The 18,700-nt window shown below is 72.6% G+C and carries 21 protein-coding genes; 11 read left to right on the top strand and 10 right to left on the bottom strand.

Annotated elements, in window-relative coordinates:
- Positions 1-12 precede the first annotated feature (12 nt).
- The 5 genes from pstC to ASD33_RS01410 all read right to left on the bottom strand — a co-directional run bounded on the left by pstC (position 13) and on the right by ASD33_RS01410 (position 4,285).
- Complete coding sequence (gene pstC / locus ASD33_RS01390; RefSeq protein WP_079044488.1) at positions 13-1,083, bottom strand: phosphate ABC transporter permease subunit PstC; 1,071 nt, start codon at positions 1,081-1,083, stop codon at positions 13-15.
- A 78-nt stretch (positions 1,084-1,161) separates the two neighbouring features.
- On the bottom strand, positions 1,162-1,533 hold the full coding sequence (locus tag ASD33_RS01395) for a DUF1508 domain-containing protein (protein WP_056551896.1): 372 nt from the start codon (positions 1,531-1,533) through the stop codon (positions 1,162-1,164).
- A gap of 143 nt (positions 1,534-1,676) precedes the next feature.
- A complete protein-coding gene (locus ASD33_RS01400; RefSeq protein ID WP_056551899.1) occupies positions 1,677-2,357 on the bottom strand; it encodes a PH domain-containing protein in 681 nt (226 codons plus the stop codon).
- A 34-nt stretch (positions 2,358-2,391) separates the two neighbouring features.
- Positions 2,392-3,030, bottom strand: a complete 639-nt coding sequence (locus ASD33_RS01405; RefSeq protein WP_056551902.1) for a class F sortase — start codon at positions 3,028-3,030, stop codon at positions 2,392-2,394.
- Between the two features lie 139 nt (positions 3,031-3,169).
- Positions 3,170-4,285, bottom strand: coding sequence for a PT domain-containing protein (locus ASD33_RS01410; protein WP_056551905.1), 1,116 nt, complete (start codon positions 4,283-4,285; stop codon positions 3,170-3,172).
- A gap of 251 nt (positions 4,286-4,536) precedes the next feature.
- Between ASD33_RS01410 and deoC the strand changes: the two genes are divergently transcribed.
- The 3 genes from deoC to ASD33_RS01425 are packed head-to-tail and all read left to right on the top strand — an operon-like array spanning position 4,537 to position 7,854.
- Positions 4,537-5,496 (top strand): deoxyribose-phosphate aldolase, encoded by a 960-nt coding sequence (gene deoC, locus ASD33_RS01415; RefSeq protein ID WP_056553718.1) that lies wholly within the window; start codon positions 4,537-4,539, stop codon positions 5,494-5,496.
- A 5-nt stretch (positions 5,497-5,501) separates the two neighbouring features.
- The gene (locus tag ASD33_RS01420; RefSeq protein WP_056551908.1) at positions 5,502-6,938 is read left to right on the top strand and encodes an aldehyde dehydrogenase family protein; all 1,437 of its coding nucleotides are present in this window, start codon (positions 5,502-5,504) and stop codon (positions 6,936-6,938) included.
- Positions 6,931-7,854, top strand: coding sequence for an aldehyde dehydrogenase family protein (locus ASD33_RS01425; RefSeq protein WP_056551911.1), 924 nt, complete (start codon positions 6,931-6,933; stop codon positions 7,852-7,854). Before ASD33_RS01420 ends, ASD33_RS01425 begins: the two co-directional genes overlap by 8 nt.
- A 114-nt stretch (positions 7,855-7,968) precedes the next feature.
- Here the strand turns inward: ASD33_RS01425 and ASD33_RS01430 are convergent, their stop codons facing one another.
- Positions 7,969-8,712, bottom strand: coding sequence for a TetR/AcrR family transcriptional regulator (locus ASD33_RS01430; protein WP_056551914.1), 744 nt, complete (start codon positions 8,710-8,712; stop codon positions 7,969-7,971).
- Between the two features lie 114 nt (positions 8,713-8,826).
- Here ASD33_RS01430 and ASD33_RS01435 point away from each other — a divergent pair, with 114 nt between their 5' ends.
- Together ASD33_RS01435 and ASD33_RS01440 are read left to right on the top strand one after the other, a co-directional pair.
- Complete coding sequence (locus tag ASD33_RS01435; RefSeq protein WP_056551917.1) at positions 8,827-9,417, top strand: NAD(P)H-dependent oxidoreductase; 591 nt, start codon at positions 8,827-8,829, stop codon at positions 9,415-9,417.
- A 3-nt stretch (positions 9,418-9,420) separates the two neighbouring features.
- The gene (locus ASD33_RS01440; protein WP_056551920.1) at positions 9,421-10,965 is read left to right on the top strand and encodes an MDR family MFS transporter; all 1,545 of its coding nucleotides are present in this window, start codon (positions 9,421-9,423) and stop codon (positions 10,963-10,965) included.
- On the opposite strand, the gene ASD33_RS01445 is transcribed toward ASD33_RS01440, so the two are convergent.
- Entirely contained in the window at positions 10,898-11,296 is a 399-nt protein-coding gene (locus tag ASD33_RS01445; RefSeq protein WP_056551924.1) for a hypothetical protein, read from the bottom strand. The genes ASD33_RS01440 and ASD33_RS01445 overlap by 68 nt on opposite strands.
- Positions 11,297-11,348: 52 nt before the next feature.
- Here ASD33_RS01445 and ASD33_RS01450 point away from each other — a divergent pair, with 52 nt between their 5' ends.
- Positions 11,349-12,044 carry an ATP-binding protein gene (locus ASD33_RS01450; protein WP_107103607.1) on the top strand — a complete coding sequence of 232 codons (696 nt, stop codon included), beginning with the start codon at positions 11,349-11,351 and terminating at the stop codon, positions 12,042-12,044.
- A 211-nt stretch (positions 12,045-12,255) separates the two neighbouring features.
- On the opposite strand, the gene ASD33_RS01455 is transcribed toward ASD33_RS01450, so the two are convergent.
- Positions 12,256-12,978, bottom strand: a complete 723-nt coding sequence (locus tag ASD33_RS01455; protein WP_056551932.1) for a SigE family RNA polymerase sigma factor — start codon at positions 12,976-12,978, stop codon at positions 12,256-12,258.
- 168 nt (positions 12,979-13,146) lie between these two features.
- On the opposite strand from ASD33_RS01455, the gene afsQ1 reads away from it, so the two are divergent.
- The 5 genes from afsQ1 to ASD33_RS01480 all read left to right on the top strand — a co-directional run bounded on the left by afsQ1 (position 13,147) and on the right by ASD33_RS01480 (position 16,914).
- Entirely contained in the window at positions 13,147-13,824 is a 678-nt protein-coding gene (gene afsQ1 / locus ASD33_RS01460) for a two-component system response regulator AfsQ1 (RefSeq protein WP_017239746.1), read from the top strand.
- Positions 13,821-15,350 carry a HAMP domain-containing sensor histidine kinase gene (locus ASD33_RS01465; RefSeq protein ID WP_056551938.1) on the top strand — a complete coding sequence of 510 codons (1,530 nt, stop codon included), beginning with the start codon at positions 13,821-13,823 and terminating at the stop codon, positions 15,348-15,350. The genes afsQ1 and ASD33_RS01465 overlap by 4 nt, the downstream gene beginning before the upstream one ends.
- Positions 15,347-15,979, top strand: a complete 633-nt coding sequence (locus ASD33_RS01470) for a hypothetical protein (protein WP_056551940.1) — start codon at positions 15,347-15,349, stop codon at positions 15,977-15,979. The genes ASD33_RS01465 and ASD33_RS01470 overlap by 4 nt, the downstream gene beginning before the upstream one ends.
- 60 nt (positions 15,980-16,039) lie before the next feature.
- Positions 16,040-16,621: a VanZ family protein gene (locus ASD33_RS01475; RefSeq protein ID WP_056551943.1), complete on the top strand. Its 582-nt coding sequence runs from the start codon at positions 16,040-16,042 to the stop codon at positions 16,619-16,621.
- 92 nt (positions 16,622-16,713) lie between these two features.
- Positions 16,714-16,914 (top strand): PspC domain-containing protein, encoded by a 201-nt coding sequence (locus ASD33_RS01480; RefSeq protein ID WP_056551946.1) that lies wholly within the window; start codon positions 16,714-16,716, stop codon positions 16,912-16,914.
- Between the two features lie 76 nt (positions 16,915-16,990).
- Here ASD33_RS01480 and ASD33_RS01485 read toward each other — a convergent pair whose 3' ends face one another.
- Together ASD33_RS01485 and ASD33_RS01490 are read right to left on the bottom strand one after the other, a co-directional pair.
- The gene (locus tag ASD33_RS01485) at positions 16,991-17,356 is read right to left on the bottom strand and encodes a hypothetical protein (protein ID WP_056551948.1); all 366 of its coding nucleotides are present in this window, start codon (positions 17,354-17,356) and stop codon (positions 16,991-16,993) included.
- 174 nt (positions 17,357-17,530) lie between these two features.
- On the bottom strand, positions 17,531-18,685 hold the full coding sequence (locus ASD33_RS01490) for an adenosine deaminase (protein ID WP_056551951.1): 1,155 nt from the start codon (positions 18,683-18,685) through the stop codon (positions 17,531-17,533).
- Between the last annotated feature and the right edge of the window lie 15 nt (positions 18,686-18,700).

An 18,700-nucleotide genomic window follows, 5' to 3' on the forward strand; every position in this document is an offset into this window, starting at 1 on the left:
TGGTTTCCCCTGTTACGCGTCGCTGGTGGCGCCGGAGCGGCTGCGGGCGACGATGGACGAGGCGGCGAAGTTGACGATCAGGGTCATGACGAAGAGCGCGAAGCCGGCCGCCATGAGGGCGGACATCCCGAAGGGCGTGGCCTCGCCGTAGCGCAGGGCGATGAGGGAGGACACCGAGCTGGTGCCGGTCTGCAGGACGTGCCACTGGACGGTGAAGACCTGCGAGATGACCATGTAGACGGCGATGGTCTCGCCGAGGGCGCGGCCGAGGCCGAGCATGGTGCCGCCGATCATGCCGCCCTTGCCGAAGGGCAGGACGACGCTGCGGATCATGCCCCAGCGGGTGGCGCCGAGCGCGTAGGCGCCCTCGCGTTCGCCGGCGGGGGCCTGGGAGAAGACCTCGCGCATGATCGAGCAGATGATCGGCGCGACCATCATGGCGACGACGAGACCGGCGACGAAGGTGGACGAGGTGTAGACGGTGGGCGGGGCCAGCGGGTCGTCCGGGTCGGCGCCGTCGACCCGGAGGAACGGGATCCAGCCGAGGTAGGTGGCGATCCAGCGGGCGATCGGGAGGATCGATTCCTCCAGCCAGAAGACGCCCCAGAGGCCGTAGACGACGGAGGGCACGGCGGCCATCAGGTCGACGGTGGAGACGAGGGTGCGGCGCAGCCGGGGCGGCGCGTACTCGGAGATGTAGAGCGCGGCGCCGGTGGCGAGCGGCACGGCCACGACGATCGCGACGAGCGCGATGAGGACGGTGCCGAGGAGGACGGCCGCGATCCCGAAGCGTCCGCCGTCCGGTTCCCAGCTCTCGGTGCTGAGGAAGGCGAACCCGGCGCGGTCCAGGGCCTGCCAGGCGCGGTGCAGCAGGAAGCCGCCGACGAGGAGCATGACCGCGAGGACGAGGCCGCCGCCGGTGCGGGCGACGGTGCGGAAGACCCGGTCGGGGAGGCCGGGGTCGGCGTGCAGCCGTCTCGGCGTGTCGGTCGGCGGGTCCGCCGGGCCGCCGGACGGCGGGGTGCCGGTCGGCGGTTCCCCGGGCGGCGGGCCGGGCGGCGGGTCAAGGGTCTCGGTCGTCACGGTGAGGACGTAAGTCCCGCCCGGTGGCCTTGCGCGCCACGCGATGTGAACGAGGGGCGTGCGCGGGGCAACTTCCGTTCACCGTAAGGCGGTTGAGGCCCACCGGGGTCCTTCTTCGGCGATCAGCGCCCGGAATCGCGCATAGGCGGTGCGACAGGTGGAGTGGCGCTCGTAGGACCGTCCGGAGAGGGCGGCGGTACGCCCATCGGCGTCGCGCAGCAGCCAGACCCAGCCGTTGCCGCCTGCGGTGTGCTGCACCCCGCCGGCCAGGGTCGCGTGCCCGGCGCACAGCGCGGCGAAGGCCGCCCGGCACCCGGCGTGGTCCTCGTAGCAGCCCCCCGACCGCGCGACGACCCTTCCGTTCTGGGCGACGAGCCGCCACCCGTAGCGCCCGTCGGCCCCCATGTCGACCAGACAGCGCGTTCCGGACACACCGGTGCCCTTGGTCATCGCCCCCACCCCCACAGTCTCGGCAAGCGCAATCTATGGAGACGGCGGTGACTGTTGGGTGCTAAACCAATCGCTCGACGGCACGCTTCACCGGGCCGTTGCCCCTAGGACACCGGCCCCCTGCGGGCACCGTCGAGAACCGGTCAGCGTGTCGCGATCAGGATGACCAGGAGCAGCAGTCCGGCCACGGCGGGAGCGATGATCTCGAACGCCCAGCGCACCCGCACCTCGCCCCGCGCCCCCGGGTTCCCGGCGTGCAGCGAGGCCAGCTCGCGCAGGTCGGCGACGGTCTGGTCGGTGGGCGCGGTCCGGGAGGCGCTGTCCCGCACGTCGGCGGTGGTGGACGTACGGCCGTGCGGATCGTCCTGGGAGGCGCGGGCCGCCTTGCGGGCCGCCTTCTTGCGCTGGCGCAGCGAGACGGGGACCGCCCACAGCTGGTACTTGGCACCCTCCTGCGTGAAGACCTCGCTGGAGTAGCCGGCCCGGATGTCCGCGACGGTCGCCCAGGGCAGGGTGATCGACCGGAACGGGTTGCGGATCCGGAGCCGGTGGTCGTTGGCGTACACGGCGGGCCGGATCGTGAACGCCACGATCAGCGGCACGGCGAGGAGCAGCCCGGCGAGCGCGATCCAGGGCGACCGGCCCTCGCCCCTGACCATCGCGTCACCGGCGAAGAGGGCCGCGAGCAGCAGCAGGAACACCCCGCTCGCGATCCCGAGGGGCGACCGGAAGACGCGGTCGGCGAACTCGGCGGACGGCTGCTCGGGGGTCGACTCGCGGCTCGGCTCGTGGCTGGGCTCGGGGGTCGGCTCGGGGGTCGTCATGCCGCCGATTGTGCCTCAGCGGGGCGGCGGAGGCTCAGGCGGCCCGCGTGGCCACGAGGTCCGCGTACAGAATGATGTTGTCGGGGCGGTGGCCGTCGGTCAGCTCCCCGCCGCAGGTGACGAGCCGCAGCTCGGGCCCCCGGGTGTCGCCGTACACCTTGGCGGTCGGGAAGGCGTCCTTGTCGACCTGCTCCAGTTCCCTGACGCGGAATACGGCGGTGGTGCCGTCCGCGCGGGAGACGGTGATCCCGTCGCCGACGCGCACCCGGGAGACGTTCTTCAGGACCGCCGGGCCGCGTGCGGTGTCGAAGTGCCCGATGAGCACGGCGGGTCCGGTCTCGCCGGGCGTGACGCCCTTGTCGTACCAGCCGATGCGGCCGGCGTCCGCGACGGAGGGCACCTCGACGGTCCCGTCGGCGGCGAGCCCCAGCTCCAGGACCGGCCCGGTGTCGACCCCGGCGGCGGGCACCCGGACCCGGACGGGCAGCGAACGCGCGAGCGGCTTCACGAGCCCGGCGGTCCTCGCGGGCGCGGGCGCGGCGGAGGCCCCCGAGATCCGCGCGGGCGGGGTCTCGGGCGCGGCCCCGGCGGAACACCCGGTGAGCGCGACGAGGGCGGCGAGGAGGAGCGCGGAGGCGGTGGCGGTACGGGCGGGGTGACGGCGACGGTTCACGGGCGGGCTCCGGGCGGAGGGCAGGTACGGGGCGTGTACGGGCTGTACGGGGTGCGGCCGGCCGCCGCGTGGGGCGGCGACCGGCCTCGGGGTGGGGTGCGCTCCCGCTCGGGTCAAGGGGCGGAGCATGCGGTACGGATCAGACGCGGGCGCCCCGGCGGCGCAGGGCGACGAAGCCGAGCCCGGCGGCGGTGACCGCGGCGGCGCCGGCACCGGCGGCGATCAGGGTGGTGGAGTCGTCGGCGGGAGCGAACTCGGCACCGGCCGCGACGCCGCCCTTCGGGATGACCGAGGTCTGGCCGGTGTGGGTGGTGGTGTCGGTGTCGCCCGCGCCGGTGGTGGTGCCGGCGGTGTCCTCGCCGCAGCCCTTGGGGAGCTTCGGGAAGGCGGTCCAGCGGAACGGCGTGTCGCCGCCCTGGGTGCGCTGGCCGAGGACCGGGGTGAGGGTGTTCGCGCCCTTGACGGTGACGCCGACGTGGCCGTCGAGGGGGTGGGCGCGGTCGGCGGTGCCCGCGACCTCGCCGTTGTCGTCGACGAGAACCGCCTTCGGCCCCTTCCTCAGATCGTTGGTGAGGGTGACGCTCCAGCCCAGGCCGAAGACCGAGGGAACGACCTGCGTGACGGTGCACTCACCCGTCCGCTCGACCGGGCCGGGCCCGGGGGTCTCGAAGGACGCGCAGCCCTTGGGCAGCTCCGGGAACGACGTCCACGTGTAGGGGGCGCCGCCCTGGGTGCGCTGGCCGAACTGCGGCCGGACGGTGAGGGCGCGGTCGATGACGAGGCCGGACGTACCGTTCACCCGGTGCTCGCGGTCCACCGTGGCGACGATCTCGTCGCCGTCCCGCAGGACGGCCTTCGGGCCGGTCTTGAGGTCGTTGGTGAGGGTCACCGTCATGCCCGGGAAGGGGTAGACCGAATCGATGACCTGCTGGACGGTGCACGCACCGATCACGACCGGGGCACCGGCCTTCTCCGTGGGCGCGGAGGACGGCACCGAGGACGCCTTCGCCGTCGGCGCCGCCGAGGGCTGACCGGACGGCTGGGCGGCCGGCCGGGCGGAGGCCCCGGTGGTCGGCGCCGCGGACGGCTGGGCGGACGGCTGACCGGACGGCCGGGCGGACGGATTCGCACCGGCGGTGGCGACGGCGGCCGGGCCGTCGGCCGCGAAGGCGGCTCCGGCGGTGAGCGCCGGGGCGGTGAGCGCGACGCCCGCGAGGAGGGCGACGGCGGTGGCGGTGCGAAGGGCGGTGCGCATAACGACTCCTGGAATTCAGGCAGGTGGATGGGAGAGTCGCATGCCGCTTTTTCTCGGTCCGTCTCTTGTCCGGTGAGGTCTGGCCGGCTGCAGAAAGAAATCTATTGATCTTGTATTCAGAACGCGTCCGCTCCATGTCACGGCCCTGTGACAGGGGTCACCACGCCGCCGGACCCCGTGTGACCTCGGGCTCCACGGAGGGACGGCCCTGTACAGGTCGCTACGCGCGTAGATATGCTCGACTGGTGACCATGCCCACCACTGCACCCGCAGCATCCGCATTCGCCGACGTGACCGCGTCCGACGGTGCGCTGCGCCGCTTCCTCCACGGGCTGCCCGGCGTCGACGCCGTCGGCCTGGAGGCGCGCGCCGCGTCCCTCGGTACCCGCTCGATCAAGACCACGTCCAAGGCGTACGCCATCGACCTGGCCATTTCCATGATCGACCTGACGACGCTCGAAGGCGCGGACACCCCGGGCAAGGTCCGGGCGCTCGCCGCCAAGGCCGTCCGTCCCGATCCGACCGACCGTACGACCCCGACGACCGCCGCCGTCTGCGTCTACCCCGACATGGTGGCCACCGCCAAGGCCGCCCTCGCGGGCTCCGGCGTCAAGGTCGCCTCGGTCGCCACCGCCTTCCCGGCCGGCCGCGCCGCGCTCCCGGTGAAGCTCGCCGACACGGCCGACGCCATCGCCGCGGGCGCCGACGAGATCGACATGGTCATCGACCGTGGCGCCTTCCTCGCCGGCCACTACCTCCAGGTCTTCGAGCAGATCGCCGCGATCAGGGCGGAGTGCGGCGACCGCGCCCGGCTGAAGGTGATCTTCGAGACCGGCGAGCTGTCCACGTACGACAACATCCGCCGCGCCTCCTGGCTCGGCATGATGGCCGGCGCGGACTTCATCAAGACCTCGACCGGCAAGGTCGCGGTCAACGCCACCCCGGCCAACACGCTCCTCATGCTGGAGGCCGTGCGCGACTTCCGCGCCCAGACCGGCGTCCAGATCGGCGTGAAGCCGGCCGGCGGCATCCGGAACACCAAGGAAGCCATCAAGTTCCTGGTTCTCGTCAACGAGACCGTGGGCGAGGACTGGCTGGACAACCACTGGTTCCGCTTCGGCGCTTCCAGCCTGCTCAACGACCTGCTGATGCAGCGCCAGAAGCTGGCGACCGGCCGTTACTCCGGCCCCGATTACGTGACGGTGGACTGATCAACATGGCATCTGCATTCGAGTACGCACCGGCGCCCGAGTCCCGCTCCGTCGTCGACATCGCCCCGAACTACGGCCTGTTCATCGACGGCGAGTTCGTCGAGGCCGCCGACGGCAAGGTCTTCAAGACCGTCTCCCCCGCCACCGAGGAGGTCCTGTCCGAGGTCGCCCAGGCGGGCACCGAGGACGTCGACCGCGCGGTGAAGGCGGCGCGGAAGGCCTTCGAGAAGTGGTCGGCTCTGCCCGGCTCCGAGCGCGCCAAGTACCTCTTCCGCATCGCCCGGATCATCCAGGAGCGCAGCCGTGAGCTGGCCGTCCTGGAGACCCTGGACAACGGCAAGCCGATCAAGGAGACGCGCGACGCGGACCTCCCGCTGGTCGCCGCGCACTTCTTCTACTACGCGGGCTGGGCCGACAAGCTCGACCACGCCGGCTACGGGGCGAACCCGAAGCCGCTGGGCGTGGCCGGCCAGGTCATCCCGTGGAACTTCCCGCTGCTGATGCTGGCGTGGAAGATCGCCCCGGCGCTCGCGACCGGCAACACGGTCGTCCTGAAGCCGGCCGAGACGACCCCGCTGACCGCCCTGTTCTTCGCGGACATCTGCCGCCAGGCCGGGCTGCCGAAGGGCGTCGTCAACATCCTTCCCGGGTACGGGGAGACGGGCGCCGCGCTGGTCGCGCACCCGGACGTGAACAAGGTCGCCTTCACCGGTTCGACCGCCGTCGGCAAGGCCATCGCCCGTTCGATCGCCGGCACCGACAAGAAGGTCACCCTGGAGCTGGGCGGCAAGGGCGCGAACATCGTCTTCGACGACGCCCCCATCGACCAGGCCGTCGAGGGCATCGTCAACGGCATCTTCTTCAACCAGGGCCAGGTCTGCTGCGCGGGCTCCCGCCTGCTGGTCCAGGAGTCGATCCAGGACGAGCTGCTGGACAGCCTGAAGCGCCGGCTGAGCACCCTGCGGCTCGGTGACCCGCTGGACAAGAACACCGACATCGGCGCCATCAACTCCTCGGAGCAGCTGGCCCGGATCACCTCCCTCGTGGAGCAGGGCGAGGCGGAGGGCGCCGAGCGCTGGACCGCCGCGTGCGAGATCCCGTCGGCCGGTTACTGGTTCGCCCCGACGCTCTTCACGAACGTCACGCAGGCGCACACGGTGGCCCGCGACGAGATCTTCGGCCCGGTCCTGTCGGTGCTGACCTTCCGTACGCCCGACGAGGCCGTCGCGAAGGCCAACAACAGCCAGTACGGCCTGTCGGCCGGCATCTGGTCGGAGAAGGGCTCCCGCATCCTCGCGGTCGCCGGCAAGCTCCGCGCGGGTGTCGTCTGGGCCAACACGTTCAACAAGTTCGACCCGACCTCGCCGTTCGGCGGATACAAGGAGTCGGGCTTCGGCCGCGAGGGCGGCCGTCACGGTCTGGAGGCCTACCTCGATGTCTGAGAAGTCCGAGCAGCGCCTCAGTGTTCAGAAGACCTACAAGCTGTACATCGGGGGCAAGTTCCCCCGCTCCGAGAGCGGCCGGGTGTACGAGGTGACCACGAAGACATCAGCCGCTGGCGCGGCGGGCAAGGGCAAGTGGCTGGCGAACGCGCCGCTCTCCTCCCGCAAGGACGCCCGTGACGCGGTCGTCGCCGCCCGCAAGGCCTTCGGCGGCTGGGCGGGCGCAACCGCGTACAACCGCGGCCAGGTCCTCTACCGCGTCGCCGAGATGCTGGAGGGCCGCCGGGACCAGTTCGTCCGCGAGGTCGCGGAGGCGGAGGGCCTGTCGAAGTCGAAGGCGGCCGCCGTCGTCGACGCGGCGATCGACCGCTGGGTCTGGTACGCGGGCTGGACGGACAAGATCGCCCAGGTCGTGGGCGGTGCCAACCCGGTCGCGGGTCCGTACTTCAACCTGTCGAGCCCCGAGCCGACCGGCGTCGTCACGGTCCTCGCCCCGCAGGACTCGTCCTTCCTGGGCCTGGTCTCGGTGATCGCCCCGGTGATCGCGACGGGCAACACGGCCGTGGTCGTCGCGAGCGAGAAGTCCCCGCTCCCGGCGCTCTCGCTCGGCGAGGTCCTGGCCACCTCCGACCTCCCCGGCGGTGTGGTCAACATCCTCTCCGGCAAGGCCTCCGAGATGGGCCCGCACCTGGCGGCCCACCAGGACGTCAACGCGATCGACCTGACGGGTGCGACCGAGGGCGACCTCGCGCGCGACCTGGAGATCGCGGCGGCGGACAACCTGAAGCGCGTCCTGCGCCCCCGCGCCGAGGACTTCGCGGAGTCCCCGGGCACGGACCGCATGACCGCCTTCCTGGAGACGAAGACGGTCTGGCACCCCACGGGCAGCCTGGGCGCCTCCGGCTCCGCGTACTAGCGGCGGGACGAGCGCCGCGGAGACGCGGCACGCGGACGAACACCGTGAGGAACGGCCCCCGGGTGATCCCGGGGGCCGTTCCTCGTGCCCGGGGCCGATCCCGGGCGCCGTCCCTCACGCCCCGCCGGGGCCGCCCCGCTCCACCAGCCCGGCGACGCCGTCGAGCACGCAGTCGAGCCCCGTCACGAACTGCCACTCCGCGTCGTCCTTGCGCGCCGCGCCCTGCGTGTAGCGCCGGTAGGTCGGGTAGCGCCCGGTCCCCATCAGGTACGACATCTGCGGGGCGAGCCCCCGCCGCGACTCGTCGCCGCTCTGCCAGCCCTGTTCCGCCATGTACTGGCGCAGCGCCGCCTCCGACTGCGTGGCGCCGTGGACGTAGGCGTTGACCGTGCGGAACGCGGCCATCATCGTGTCGACGTCCAGGCCGAGGCCGTCGAGGGCGGCCATCTGACGCTCGGCCGCCGCCATCCGGTTCGGGGTGAGCGCGAAGAGCGGCGCCGGCATGTGGGACAGCCAGGGGTGGCGCAGCATCGTGTCGCGGGTGCGCAGCGCGTGGGCGCGGAGCGTCTCGCGCCAGCCGGGCCCCTCCTCCACCGGCTCCAGTTCGCCGGACACCCGGTCGATCATGAGCGCCCACAGCTCGTCCTTGCCGTCGACGTGCCGGTAGGCGGCCATGGGCGCGACGCCCAGTTCGGCGGCGACCTTCCGCATGGTCACGGCGGCGAAGCCCTCGCGGTCCGCGATGCCGATCGCGACCTCGGCGATCCTGCCGGGGGTGAGGGACGCCCGCGGTGCCGCCGCGGGCCGCTCCAGGCGCTCCCACAGCGAGACGCCGTCCGTCTCTTCCTTCTTCGCCACTCCGGCCTCCTTCTCTCGCGTACAGCGTATGACTTGTGGACGCCGTACACATCGACGTGTACGTTGTACACCGCTCGGTATACGCCGTACACATGACTGTTTCCAGGGGGATCCATGTCCACACCGCTGCGCCTCGCCGTGATCCAGGGCTCGACCCGCGACGGCGCCCTCGGCCCCACCGTCGCCAACTGGCTGCTCGCCCGGGCCGCCGCCCGGCCGGAGTTCACCACCGACCTGATCGACCTCGCCGAGACCCCGCTGCCGACCGTCTTCCCCCAGCTCGGCCAGGCCCCCGCGCGCGCCGGGGACCTCGACCTGCTCGCCGCCGTGTCACCGCGGCTGGCCGCCGCCGACGCCTTCGTCGTGGTGACCCCCGAGTACAACCACAGCTTCCCGGCCTCCCTGAAGAACGCGATCGACTGGCACAACAGCGAATGGCACGCCAAGCCCGTCGCCTTCGTCGCCTACGGCGGCTTCTCCGCCGGCCTGCGCGCCGTCGAGCACCTGCGCGGCGTCTTCGCCGAGCTGCACGCCGTCACGATCCGGGAAGCGGTCGGACTCCAGGGCGTCTGGGGGCAGTTCGACGCGGAGGGCCGGGCCGTCGACCCGGCGACCGACGCCGCCGCCGAGGCCATGCTCGACCGGCTCACCTGGTGGGCCGAAGCGCTCCGCGCCGCCCGCGCCGCCACGCCCTACGCGGCCTGAGCCATGACGGCACCCCAGGACACCCGCATCCCCTACCCGGCCGTCACCGGGCTCATGCTCGGCATCGTCCTCGCCACCCTCGACGGCACCGTCGTCGGCACGGCCCTGCCCACCATCGCGGGGGAACTCGGCGGCCTCGACCGGCTCTCCTGGGTCGTCACCGCCTATCTGCTCACCGCCGCCGTCACCACCCCGCTCTGGGGCAAGCTCGGCGACCTCTACGGCCGCAAGGGCGGCTATCTGTCCGCCGTCGCCGTCTTCCTCGCCGGCTCCGTGCTCTCCGGCATCGCCCAGACCATGGGCCAGCTCATCGCCTTCCGCGCCCTCCAGGGCGTCGGCGCGGGCGGCCTGATGGTCGGCGCCTTCGCGCTCATCGGCACCCTGGTGGCCCCGAAGGACAGCGCCCGGGTGCAGGCGGTCACCGGGGCGATGCTGCCGGTCGCCTTCGCCGGCGGCCCGCTCCTCGGCGGCTTCCTCACCGACCACCTGAACTGGCGCTGGGCCTTCTACGTCAACCTGCCGGTCGGCCTCGCGGCGCTGCTGATCGTCTCGCTCGCCCTGCGCGTACGGACCCCCCGCGTCCGCGCGCGCGTCGACTGGGAAGGGGCCCTGCTGCTCACCACCGCCGTCCTGGCGCTCACCCTGCTCGCCGGGTGGGCCGGCACGGCCCACGCCTGGACCTCCCCGCGGATCCTGGGCCTGGGAGCCCTCGCTGCGGTGGCCCTCGCCCTGTTCGTCCGGGTCGAGCGGCGGGCGGAGGAACCCGTGATCCCGCCCCGGCTCTTCCGCGGCAACTTCACCCTCGCGCAGATCCTGAGCCTCCTGGTCGGCGCGGGCATGGTCGCGGCGATGAACTACCTGCCCCAGTACCTCCAGTTCGCCCGCGGCCAGTCCTCCACGGCGAGCGGACTGCTGCTGCTCCCGCTGATGCTCGCCATGGTCGCGGCGCAGCTGGCCTCGGGCCGGATCATCGCCGGGACCGGGCGCTACCGGATCTTCCCGATCCTCGGCGGCGCCCTGATGACGGCGGGCGCACTCGCCCTGCTGCTGCTCGACGCGGACACCCCGACGGCCGTCGCCTCCGCGCTCACCGCGGTCCTCGGCGCGGGCATGGGCTTCCTGACGCAGGCGACGCTGCTCATCACGATGTACGCCGCCGAACCGCGCGACATGGGCGCGGCCAGTGGGACCGTCACCCTCGTCCGGACGCTCGGCGGCTCGCTCGGCGTGGCCGTCCTCGGCGCGGTCTTCACCGCGCGCCTCGCGGGCACCGACACCCACCTGACCCCGGCACAGGCCCAGCGCCTTCCGGAGCCGGTGCGGGAGAACCTGCGGGCGGCGGTGACGGACGGGGTGCACGGGGTCCTGCTCGGCACGGCCCTGCTCGCCGCGCTGGCCCTCGCCGTCGCCCGGTTCGTACGGGAGGTGCCGCTGCGCGGCGCGGCGGACGCGGAAGCGGACCCCGGACCTGCGGAGGAGGCTACGGAAGCAGCCCCTGGGTCAGCGGTCCGGCCACCGGAAGATCGGCCACTGCCCCGCCCTTCGTGACGTGGTCGGTGACCAGGTTCGTGCCGACCGGCTTGAAGTCGGCGACCTGGGTGCCGAGCCCGTTGTCCAGGGGATCGACGCCCGTGTTGGCCAGCGGGTCGAGCTGGAGCCGGGTCAGCGGGCCGAGGCCCTGGGTGACGCCGGACAGCGCGCCCGCACCGGCCGCGCCCGCGTCCGTCCGGGTCAGCGAGTCGACGGGCAGCGGCACCGGGGCCGCGGCCTGCGCCGCCGCACCCCCGCCGAGCATCGCCGCACCCGCCGCCGTGACGGTCAGGCCCGCCTTGAGCAGGGCACTGCGGCGGGTGGTCCGGGGTTCTGCGTGACGCGCCATGATGATCCTTCCGAGGGGTGACCGGGCGGACACCGACAGTAGTTGAGGTGTGATGCTCGATACCAACGGCCTTCCTCGGGGGTCCCCTGCACGGGGGAATGGTTCACACTGGTGTCCCGTGAGTTCCCAACCGATCCCGACACGCGTCGTCCTGCTCGCGGGCCCCTCCGGCTCCGGCAAGTCGTCCCTCGCCGCCGTCACCGGCCTTCCGGTCCTGCGCCTCGACGACTTCTACAAGGAGGCCGGCGACCCGTCGCTCCCACTCGTCGACGGGAGCGCGGACATCGACTGGGACTCCCCACGGTCCTGGGACGCGGACACCGCCGTCTCCGCCATCGTCGAGCTGTGCCGTACGGGCCGGACCGACGTCCCGGTGTACGACATCGCCACCAGCTCCCGGGTGGGCCGCGAGCGGCTCGACATCGAGCGGACGCCGCTCTTCGTGGCCGAGGGCATCTTCGCCGCCGAGATCGTGAACCGCTGCCGTGAGCTCGACGTCCTCGCCGACGCCATCTGTCTGCGCGGCCGCCCCTCGACGACCTTCCGGCGCCGGCTCGCCCGCGACCTCAAGGAGGGCCGCAAGTCGGTGCCGTTCCTGCTGCGCCGCGGCTGGCGGCTGATGCGCGCCGAGCGTGCGATCGTCGCCCGCCAGGCGGAGCTGGGCGCCCACCCCTGCGCCAAGCCGGAGGCCCTGGGCCGCCTGGCCGCAGCGGCGGCGGGCCGCCACCGCACCCCGGCGGCCGGCTGACCGACCGTGCGGCCCGCACCCAGCGGGCCGCCCGCCGGACCCGGGCCCCTCCCAAAAGACCGGACACGAAAACACGACGCGGGTCGTACAAGCCCCCCGGCTTGTGCGACCCGCGCCGTTCCCCCGTACCCCCGTACGGTTCCCCCGTGCTCCCCCGACGGCCTCGTTCCCCCGTGGCCCCCGTGGGTCCTTCCCCCGTTCCCCCCGACCTTCAGGCCACCAGCTCGCCGAAGGACTCCTCCTCGTCACGGCCGAAGCTGAGCACCTCGTCCTCGCGCAGCCGCCGCAGCGACCGCCAGATGCTCGACTTCACCGTGCCGACACTGATGTCCAGGATCTCCGCGATCTCCGGATCGGTCCGGCCCTCGTAGTAGCGCAGCACCAGCATGGTCCGCTGGAGCTCGGGCAGCCGGGCGAGGGCCTGCCACAGCACCGCGCGCAGCTCCGTGCCGCGCATCGCGTCCGTCTCGCCGACCGTCTCCGGCAGCTCCTCGGTCGGGTACTCGTTCAGCTTGCGCCGGCGCCAGGCGCTGATGTGCAGGTTCGTCATGGTGCGGCGGAGGTAACCGCCGACGGCGGCCTTGTCACTGATCCGCTCCCAGGCGCGGTACGTGGAGAACAGCGCGCTCTGGAGCAGGTCCTCGGCCTCGAACCGGTCACCGGTGAGGTGGTAGGCGGTGGCGTACAGGGAGGCACGACGCTCCTGGACGTAGGCCGTGAACTCGGCCTCCGAACAGCTGACGCGCTCCCCCGTGACCTCCCCGTACGCCGCTCCCCCGTCAGCAATGGCGACCATGTACGGCGCCTTGCGCTGACGCCCGACGCTGCGAACGCACCCCCGCCCGTTCACACCGCCGGACTTCTCCGTGCTCCGCACGACGTCGTGGAGACGCGTGACTACTGCGCTTGAGGTGGTGCTGTGCAGTGCGTTCATCTCGCGCCCCCCGTCGGTTGGAGTGTGTTCGGTCCGTGTGCAATGAAGCTTGCCCAGCGGACTTCATGGCGTTGTCCGCCGACTGTCACAGGCGTGTCACAGGGCCCGGAACAGAAGCGCGCCTCCCCACGGTCGAACTCGGACGGCCGCATGCGACAGAATGCGTCCGTGCCTTTTCTGTTGCTGATCGAGGACGACGACGCCATCCGCACGGCCCTCGAACTCTCCCTGTCACGGCAGGGCCACCGGGTGGCCACCGCCGCGACCGGAGAGGACGGTCTCCAGCTGCTGCGCGAGCAGCGGCCGGACCTGGTCGTGCTCGACGTCATGCTGCCCGGCATCGACGGCTTCGAGGTCTGCCGGCGCATCCGCCGCACCGACCAGCTGCCGATCATCCTGCTGACCGCCCGCAGCGACGACATCGACGTGGTCGTGGGCCTGGAGTCCGGTGCCGACGACTACGTCGTGAAGCCGGTCCAGGGCCGCGTCCTGGACGCCCGCATCCGGGCCGTACTGCGGCGCGGGGAGCGGGAGTCGACCGATTCGGCGACGTACGGCTCCCTGGTGATCGACCGCTCCGCGATGACGGTCACCAAGAACGGCGAGGACCTCCAGCTCACCCCGACCGAGCTGCGGCTGCTCCTCGAACTGAGCCGCCGGCCCGGACAGGCGCTCTCCCGGCAGCAGTTGCTGCGGCTCGTGTGGGAGCACGACTACCTGGGCGACTCCCGTCTCGTCGACGCCTGTGTGCAGCGGCTGCGCGCCAAGGTGGAGGACGTGCCGTCCTCGCCGACGCTCATCCGCACCGTGCGCGGGGTCGGCTACCGGCTGGACGTCCCTGCGTGAGCAAGGGAATCCTGACGCGGCTGCGGCTCTCCAGCCTGCGGCTGCGGCTCGTCGTCGTCTTCGCACTGGTCGCCCTCACGGCCGCCGTCGCCGCCTCCGGCATCGCGTACTGGCTGAACCGCGAGGCGGTGCTGACCCGTACCCAGGACGCGGCGCTGGGCGACTTCCGGCAGGAGATGCAGAACCGGGCGGCGACGCTGCCGCTCCGGCCCACCCAGGACGACCTGCGGCGGACCGCCGAGCAGATGGCCGGCGGCAGCGCCGACTACCAGGTGCTGCTGCTGGGCGAGCGGGACGCGGGCAAGCCGATCGTCGGCGCCTCGGACCCGGACGACTTCACGCTGGCCGACGTGCCCCGCACGCTGCGGGACGCGGTGGACACCGAGCGTCCCGTGACGGAGGCCAACCCGTACCCGTACCACCTTTTCTGGCAGCGTACGGAGCGGAACGGGACGCCGTACCTGGTGGGCGGCACCCGCGTCGACGGCGGCGGGCCCGCCGGATACATGTTCAAGTCGCTGGCCGCGGAGAAGGCCGACCTGAACTCGCTCGCCTGGTCCCTCGGCATCGCCACCGCCCTCGCGGTGGCCGGTTCCGTGCTGCTCGCGCAGGTCGCGGCGACGACCGTGCTGCGCCCGGTGCACCGGCTCGGCGAGGCGGCCCGGCAGCTCGGCGAGGGCAAGCTCGACACCCGGCTGCGGGTCACCGGCGCCGACGAACTGGCCGACCTCACCCGTACGTTCAACAGCGCGGCCGAGTCCCTGCAGAAGAAGGTCGCGGACATGAGCGCCCGGGAGGAGTCCTCCCGGCGCTTCGTCGCCGACATGTCGCACGAGCTGCGCACCCCGCTGACCGCCCTCACGGCAGTCACCGAGGTCCTGGAGGACGAGCAGGACTCCCTCGACCCGATGATCGCCCCCGCGGTGGCGCTCGTGGTGAGCGAGACCCGGCGCCTCAACGTCCTGGTGGAGAACCTGATGGAGGTGACCCGCTTCGACGCGGGCACCGCCCGGCTCGTCCTCGACGAGGTCGACATCGCCGACCAGATCACCGCGTGCATCGACGCGCGCGCCTGGCTCGACGCCGTCGACCTGGACGCCGAGCGCGGGATCGTGGCACCGCTCGACCCGCGCCGCCTCGACGTGATCCTGGCGAACCTCATCGGGAACGCGCTCAAGCACGGCGGTTCGCCGGTGCGGGTGGCGGTGCGCACCGAGGAAGACGAGCTGGTCATCGCGGTCCGCGACCACGGCCCCGGCATCCCCGAGGAGGTGCTGCCGCACGTCTTCGACCGCTTCTACAAGGCGAGCGCGTCCCGGCCGAAGTCGGACGGCAGCGGCCTCGGCCTGTCCATCGCCATGGAGAACGCGCTGATCCACGGCGGTTCGATCACCGCCTCCAACTCGGTGGGCGAGGACGGGACGGTGGACGGCGCGGTGTTCGTGCTGCGGCTGCCGCTGGACGCCTCGGGGATCACGCGCGAGGTGCAGACCCGCAGCAGCCAGGGCGAGGTGGAGGAAGAGTGAGACGCCGCACCTACGGGCGCACGGCCCTGGCGGCCGGACTCCTCGCGCTGGGCGCGCTGGTGACCGGCTGCGGGATCAGGACCACCTCGGTCCCGGTCGACGCGGGCGCGGCCCCGTCCCGGGTCCCCTGCCGGACGGCCGACGAGCACGCGACGGGGGCGCCGCCGCAGGGCGTGCCGGTCCGCGTGTACCTGATCTGCGGATCCCAGCTGGAGGCGGTGGACCGGCGGTCCCCGCTGCCGGAGGAGAAGGCGGGCGGCGACCCGGTGCGCACGGCGCGGGGTCTGCTGGCGCAGCTGCTCACCGCGCCCTCGGACGCCGAGGAGCAGGCCGGGTTCACGACGGCGGTGCGCGGGCCGCTGACGGTGGGCGGCGGTCACCGGGGAGACCCGGCGGGCACGCTGCGGCTGAGCCGCCAGCCGGAGGACCTGTCGCCGACCGCGTTCTCGCAGCTCGTCTGCTCCTTCGCGGAGAGTTCGGCGGGCGCGGGCGATCACTCGGTGCTGCTCGGCGGCCCGGGGGCGTATCCGCCGAAGCGCTACCGGTGCACGGCGGAGCTGCGGGAGCGCCCGGAGTCGGCCCCGCCGACGGCGGCCGTGTCCGCGCCGGCGCCGACCGCCTCGGGCTGAGCGACGGCCCGTCCCGGGTGCGGTGGAACCGATTCCGCCCCGGGGGACGTCTTGGGGGGCGTGCAGCGTCAAGGTTCGGGCGGCAGTGCCGCCGTGGTCGTCCGCGTCGCGGGGTTCGCCCTGGTGGTCGCGCATCTGCTGCTCGTCGCCTGGGTCAGCCTGCGACCACGGGACGTGGCCTGGGTGACCGCGCCGAACACGATCCCGCTGGCGGGCCTGCGGGCCGATCTGGCGCTGGGCGTCCCCGAGGCGGCCCGGCTGATCGCCGAGGGGCTGCTGCTGCTCGCCCCGCTGGGGGTGCTGCTCCCGATGGCCGACGGCCGGCTGCACGTCTCCCGGTGGGCCTCCCTGGCCCGTACGACGGCGGCGGGCGCGCTGGTGTCGCTGGCCGTGGAGCTGCTGCAGACCGCCGTTCCCGGCCAGGTCGTGGACGTGGACTCGGTCCTCCTGAACACCGCCGGCGTGGCGCTCGCGCATCTGCTGTTCGTGCCGGTCGGGCGGAGCTGGCTGCGCCGCAGGTCGGAGGCGGACCGGCCGGTGTCCTCCCCGGGTACCGGGTCGGGTCGGGGTTCGGCCCTGCTGCGGAACGAGGGTTCTCAGGGTGCGACCCCGACGATTTCCAGGGTTCCGGTCGCCCGGTAGACCGACGCCCCGGACCCCCGGTCGGCGGCACCATGGAGTCATCGGGAGCCCGACGGAGCGGCTCCCGGACAACGACTCCGAAGGAGCCCACCATGGCCGCACTTGCCCGCCCCCGTGACGGACGCATGATCGGCGGAGTGTGCGCGGGGCTGGCCCGGCGCTTCGGCATCTCGGCGAACACGATGCGCCTGATCTTCCTGGTCTCGTGCCTGCTGCCCGGTCCGCAGTTCCTGATCTACCTCGGCCTGTGGATCTTCCTGCCGGCCGAGAAGGACGCGTCGTCGGCCTGGTAGCCGACGTCGCCGCACGCCGAAGGGGCGCGTGCCCGGGAGACCGGGTGCGCGCCCCTTCGGCGTACGTGCGGCGGGGTCAGCCGAGCGGCAGGGCCCCCAGCGGCAGGCCGCCGAGGAGGCCACCGAGCGGGGTGGCGCCGAGGCCGCCGGCGGCGGCGTCGAGCGGGAGGTTCTGGGTGGCCTGGCCGGCGGCGGCCGGAAGGGTCTTCACACCCTGGTCGAGGCCCTGGCCGAGGGCGCCCTGGCCGGCACCGAGGGACTCGGAGGCGCCGTCGGGGAGCGTGGTGAGGCCGTCACCCAGCGGGACGGCGTTGGTCACCGTGCCCAGCGCGTCGGCGTCGAGCGGCAGGGACGGCGCTGCGGAGGCCGTGCCGGCGGCGGCGACGGCGAAAGCGGCACCGAGAGCGGCGACACCGAGCTTCTTGGCGGCAGACTGCTTCATCTGAAAATCTTCCTTGTGGAATCCGGGGGCTTCGGACAGAGAAGCCGGGAGGGGAAATCCTGGGAATGCAGAGGGCTCTGCAACCTAACCAGGGAACGACTCCTCCGCAAACACCGGAAAGCGGCCGGGTGTCGCACGCACCCGGCCGCTCGAATACCTGTGTCAGGACGGTTTTCAGCCAGCGATACGGGAAGACTCGCTGGTCGTGGCGGTCTGCTGGAACAGCCATTCGGACTTCAGCTCGGCGTATCCGGGCTTGATGACCTCGTTGATCATGGCGAGGCGTTCATCGAAAGGAATGAACGCTGATTTCATCGCATTGACCGTGAACCACTGCATGTCGTCGAGCGTGTAATCGAATGCCTCGGTCAGCAGCTCGAATTCACGGCTCATGCTGGTGCCGCTCATCAGCCGGTTGTCGGTGTTGACCGTGGCCCGGAAGTGGAGCTTGCGGAGCAGACCGATGGGGTGCTCGGCGAACGAGGCCGCGGCACCGGTCTGCAGGTTGGAGGACGGGCACATCTCCAGCGGGATGCGCTTGTCCCGCACGTACGCGGCGAGCCGGCCGAGGCTCACCGAACCGTCCTCGGCGACCTCGATGTCGTCGATGATCCGGACGCCGTGCCCGAGCCGGTCGGCCCCGCACCACTGGAGCGCCTGCCAGATGGACGGCAGCCCGAAGGCCTCGCCCGCGTGGATCGTGAAGTGGTTGTTCTCCCGCTTGAGGTACTCGAAGGCGTCGAGGTGGCGGGTGGGCGGGTAGCCGGCCTCGGCGCCCGCGATGTCGAAGCCGACGACGCCGGAGTCGCGGTAGCGGTTGGCGAGTTCCGCGATCTCCAGGGCGCGGGCCGCGTGCCGCATCGCGGTCAGCAGCGCGCCGACCCGGATGCGGTGCCCGTTGGCCCTGGCCTGCCGCTCGCCCTCGCGGAAGCCCTCGTTGACGGCCTCCACGACCTCTTCGAGGGTGAGTCCGGACTCCAGGTGCTGCTCGGGGGCGTACCGCACCTCCGCGTAGACGACGCCGTCCTCGGCGAGGTCGACGGCGCACTCGGCGGCGACGCGGAAGAGGGCGTCCCGGGTCTGCATGACGGCGCAGGTGTGCGCGAAGGTCTCCAGGTACCGCTCCAGGGAGCCGGAGTCGGCGGCTTCGCGGAACCAGATGCCGAGCTTGTCGGGCTCCGTCTCGGGGAGCTGCTGATAGCCCTGCTCCCGGGCGAGTTCGATGATCGTGCCGGGGCGCAGTCCGCCGTCGAGGTGGTCGTGGAGGAGCACCTTCGGGGCGCGGCGGATCTGGTCCGCGGTGGGGACGGTGGGGGTCTGGCTCGTCATTTCCGCACTGTAGCG

The sequence above is a fragment of the Streptomyces sp. Root1304 genome (genome assembly GCF_001426405.1).
Classification (GTDB): Bacteria; Actinomycetota; Actinomycetes; order Streptomycetales; family Streptomycetaceae; genus Streptomyces.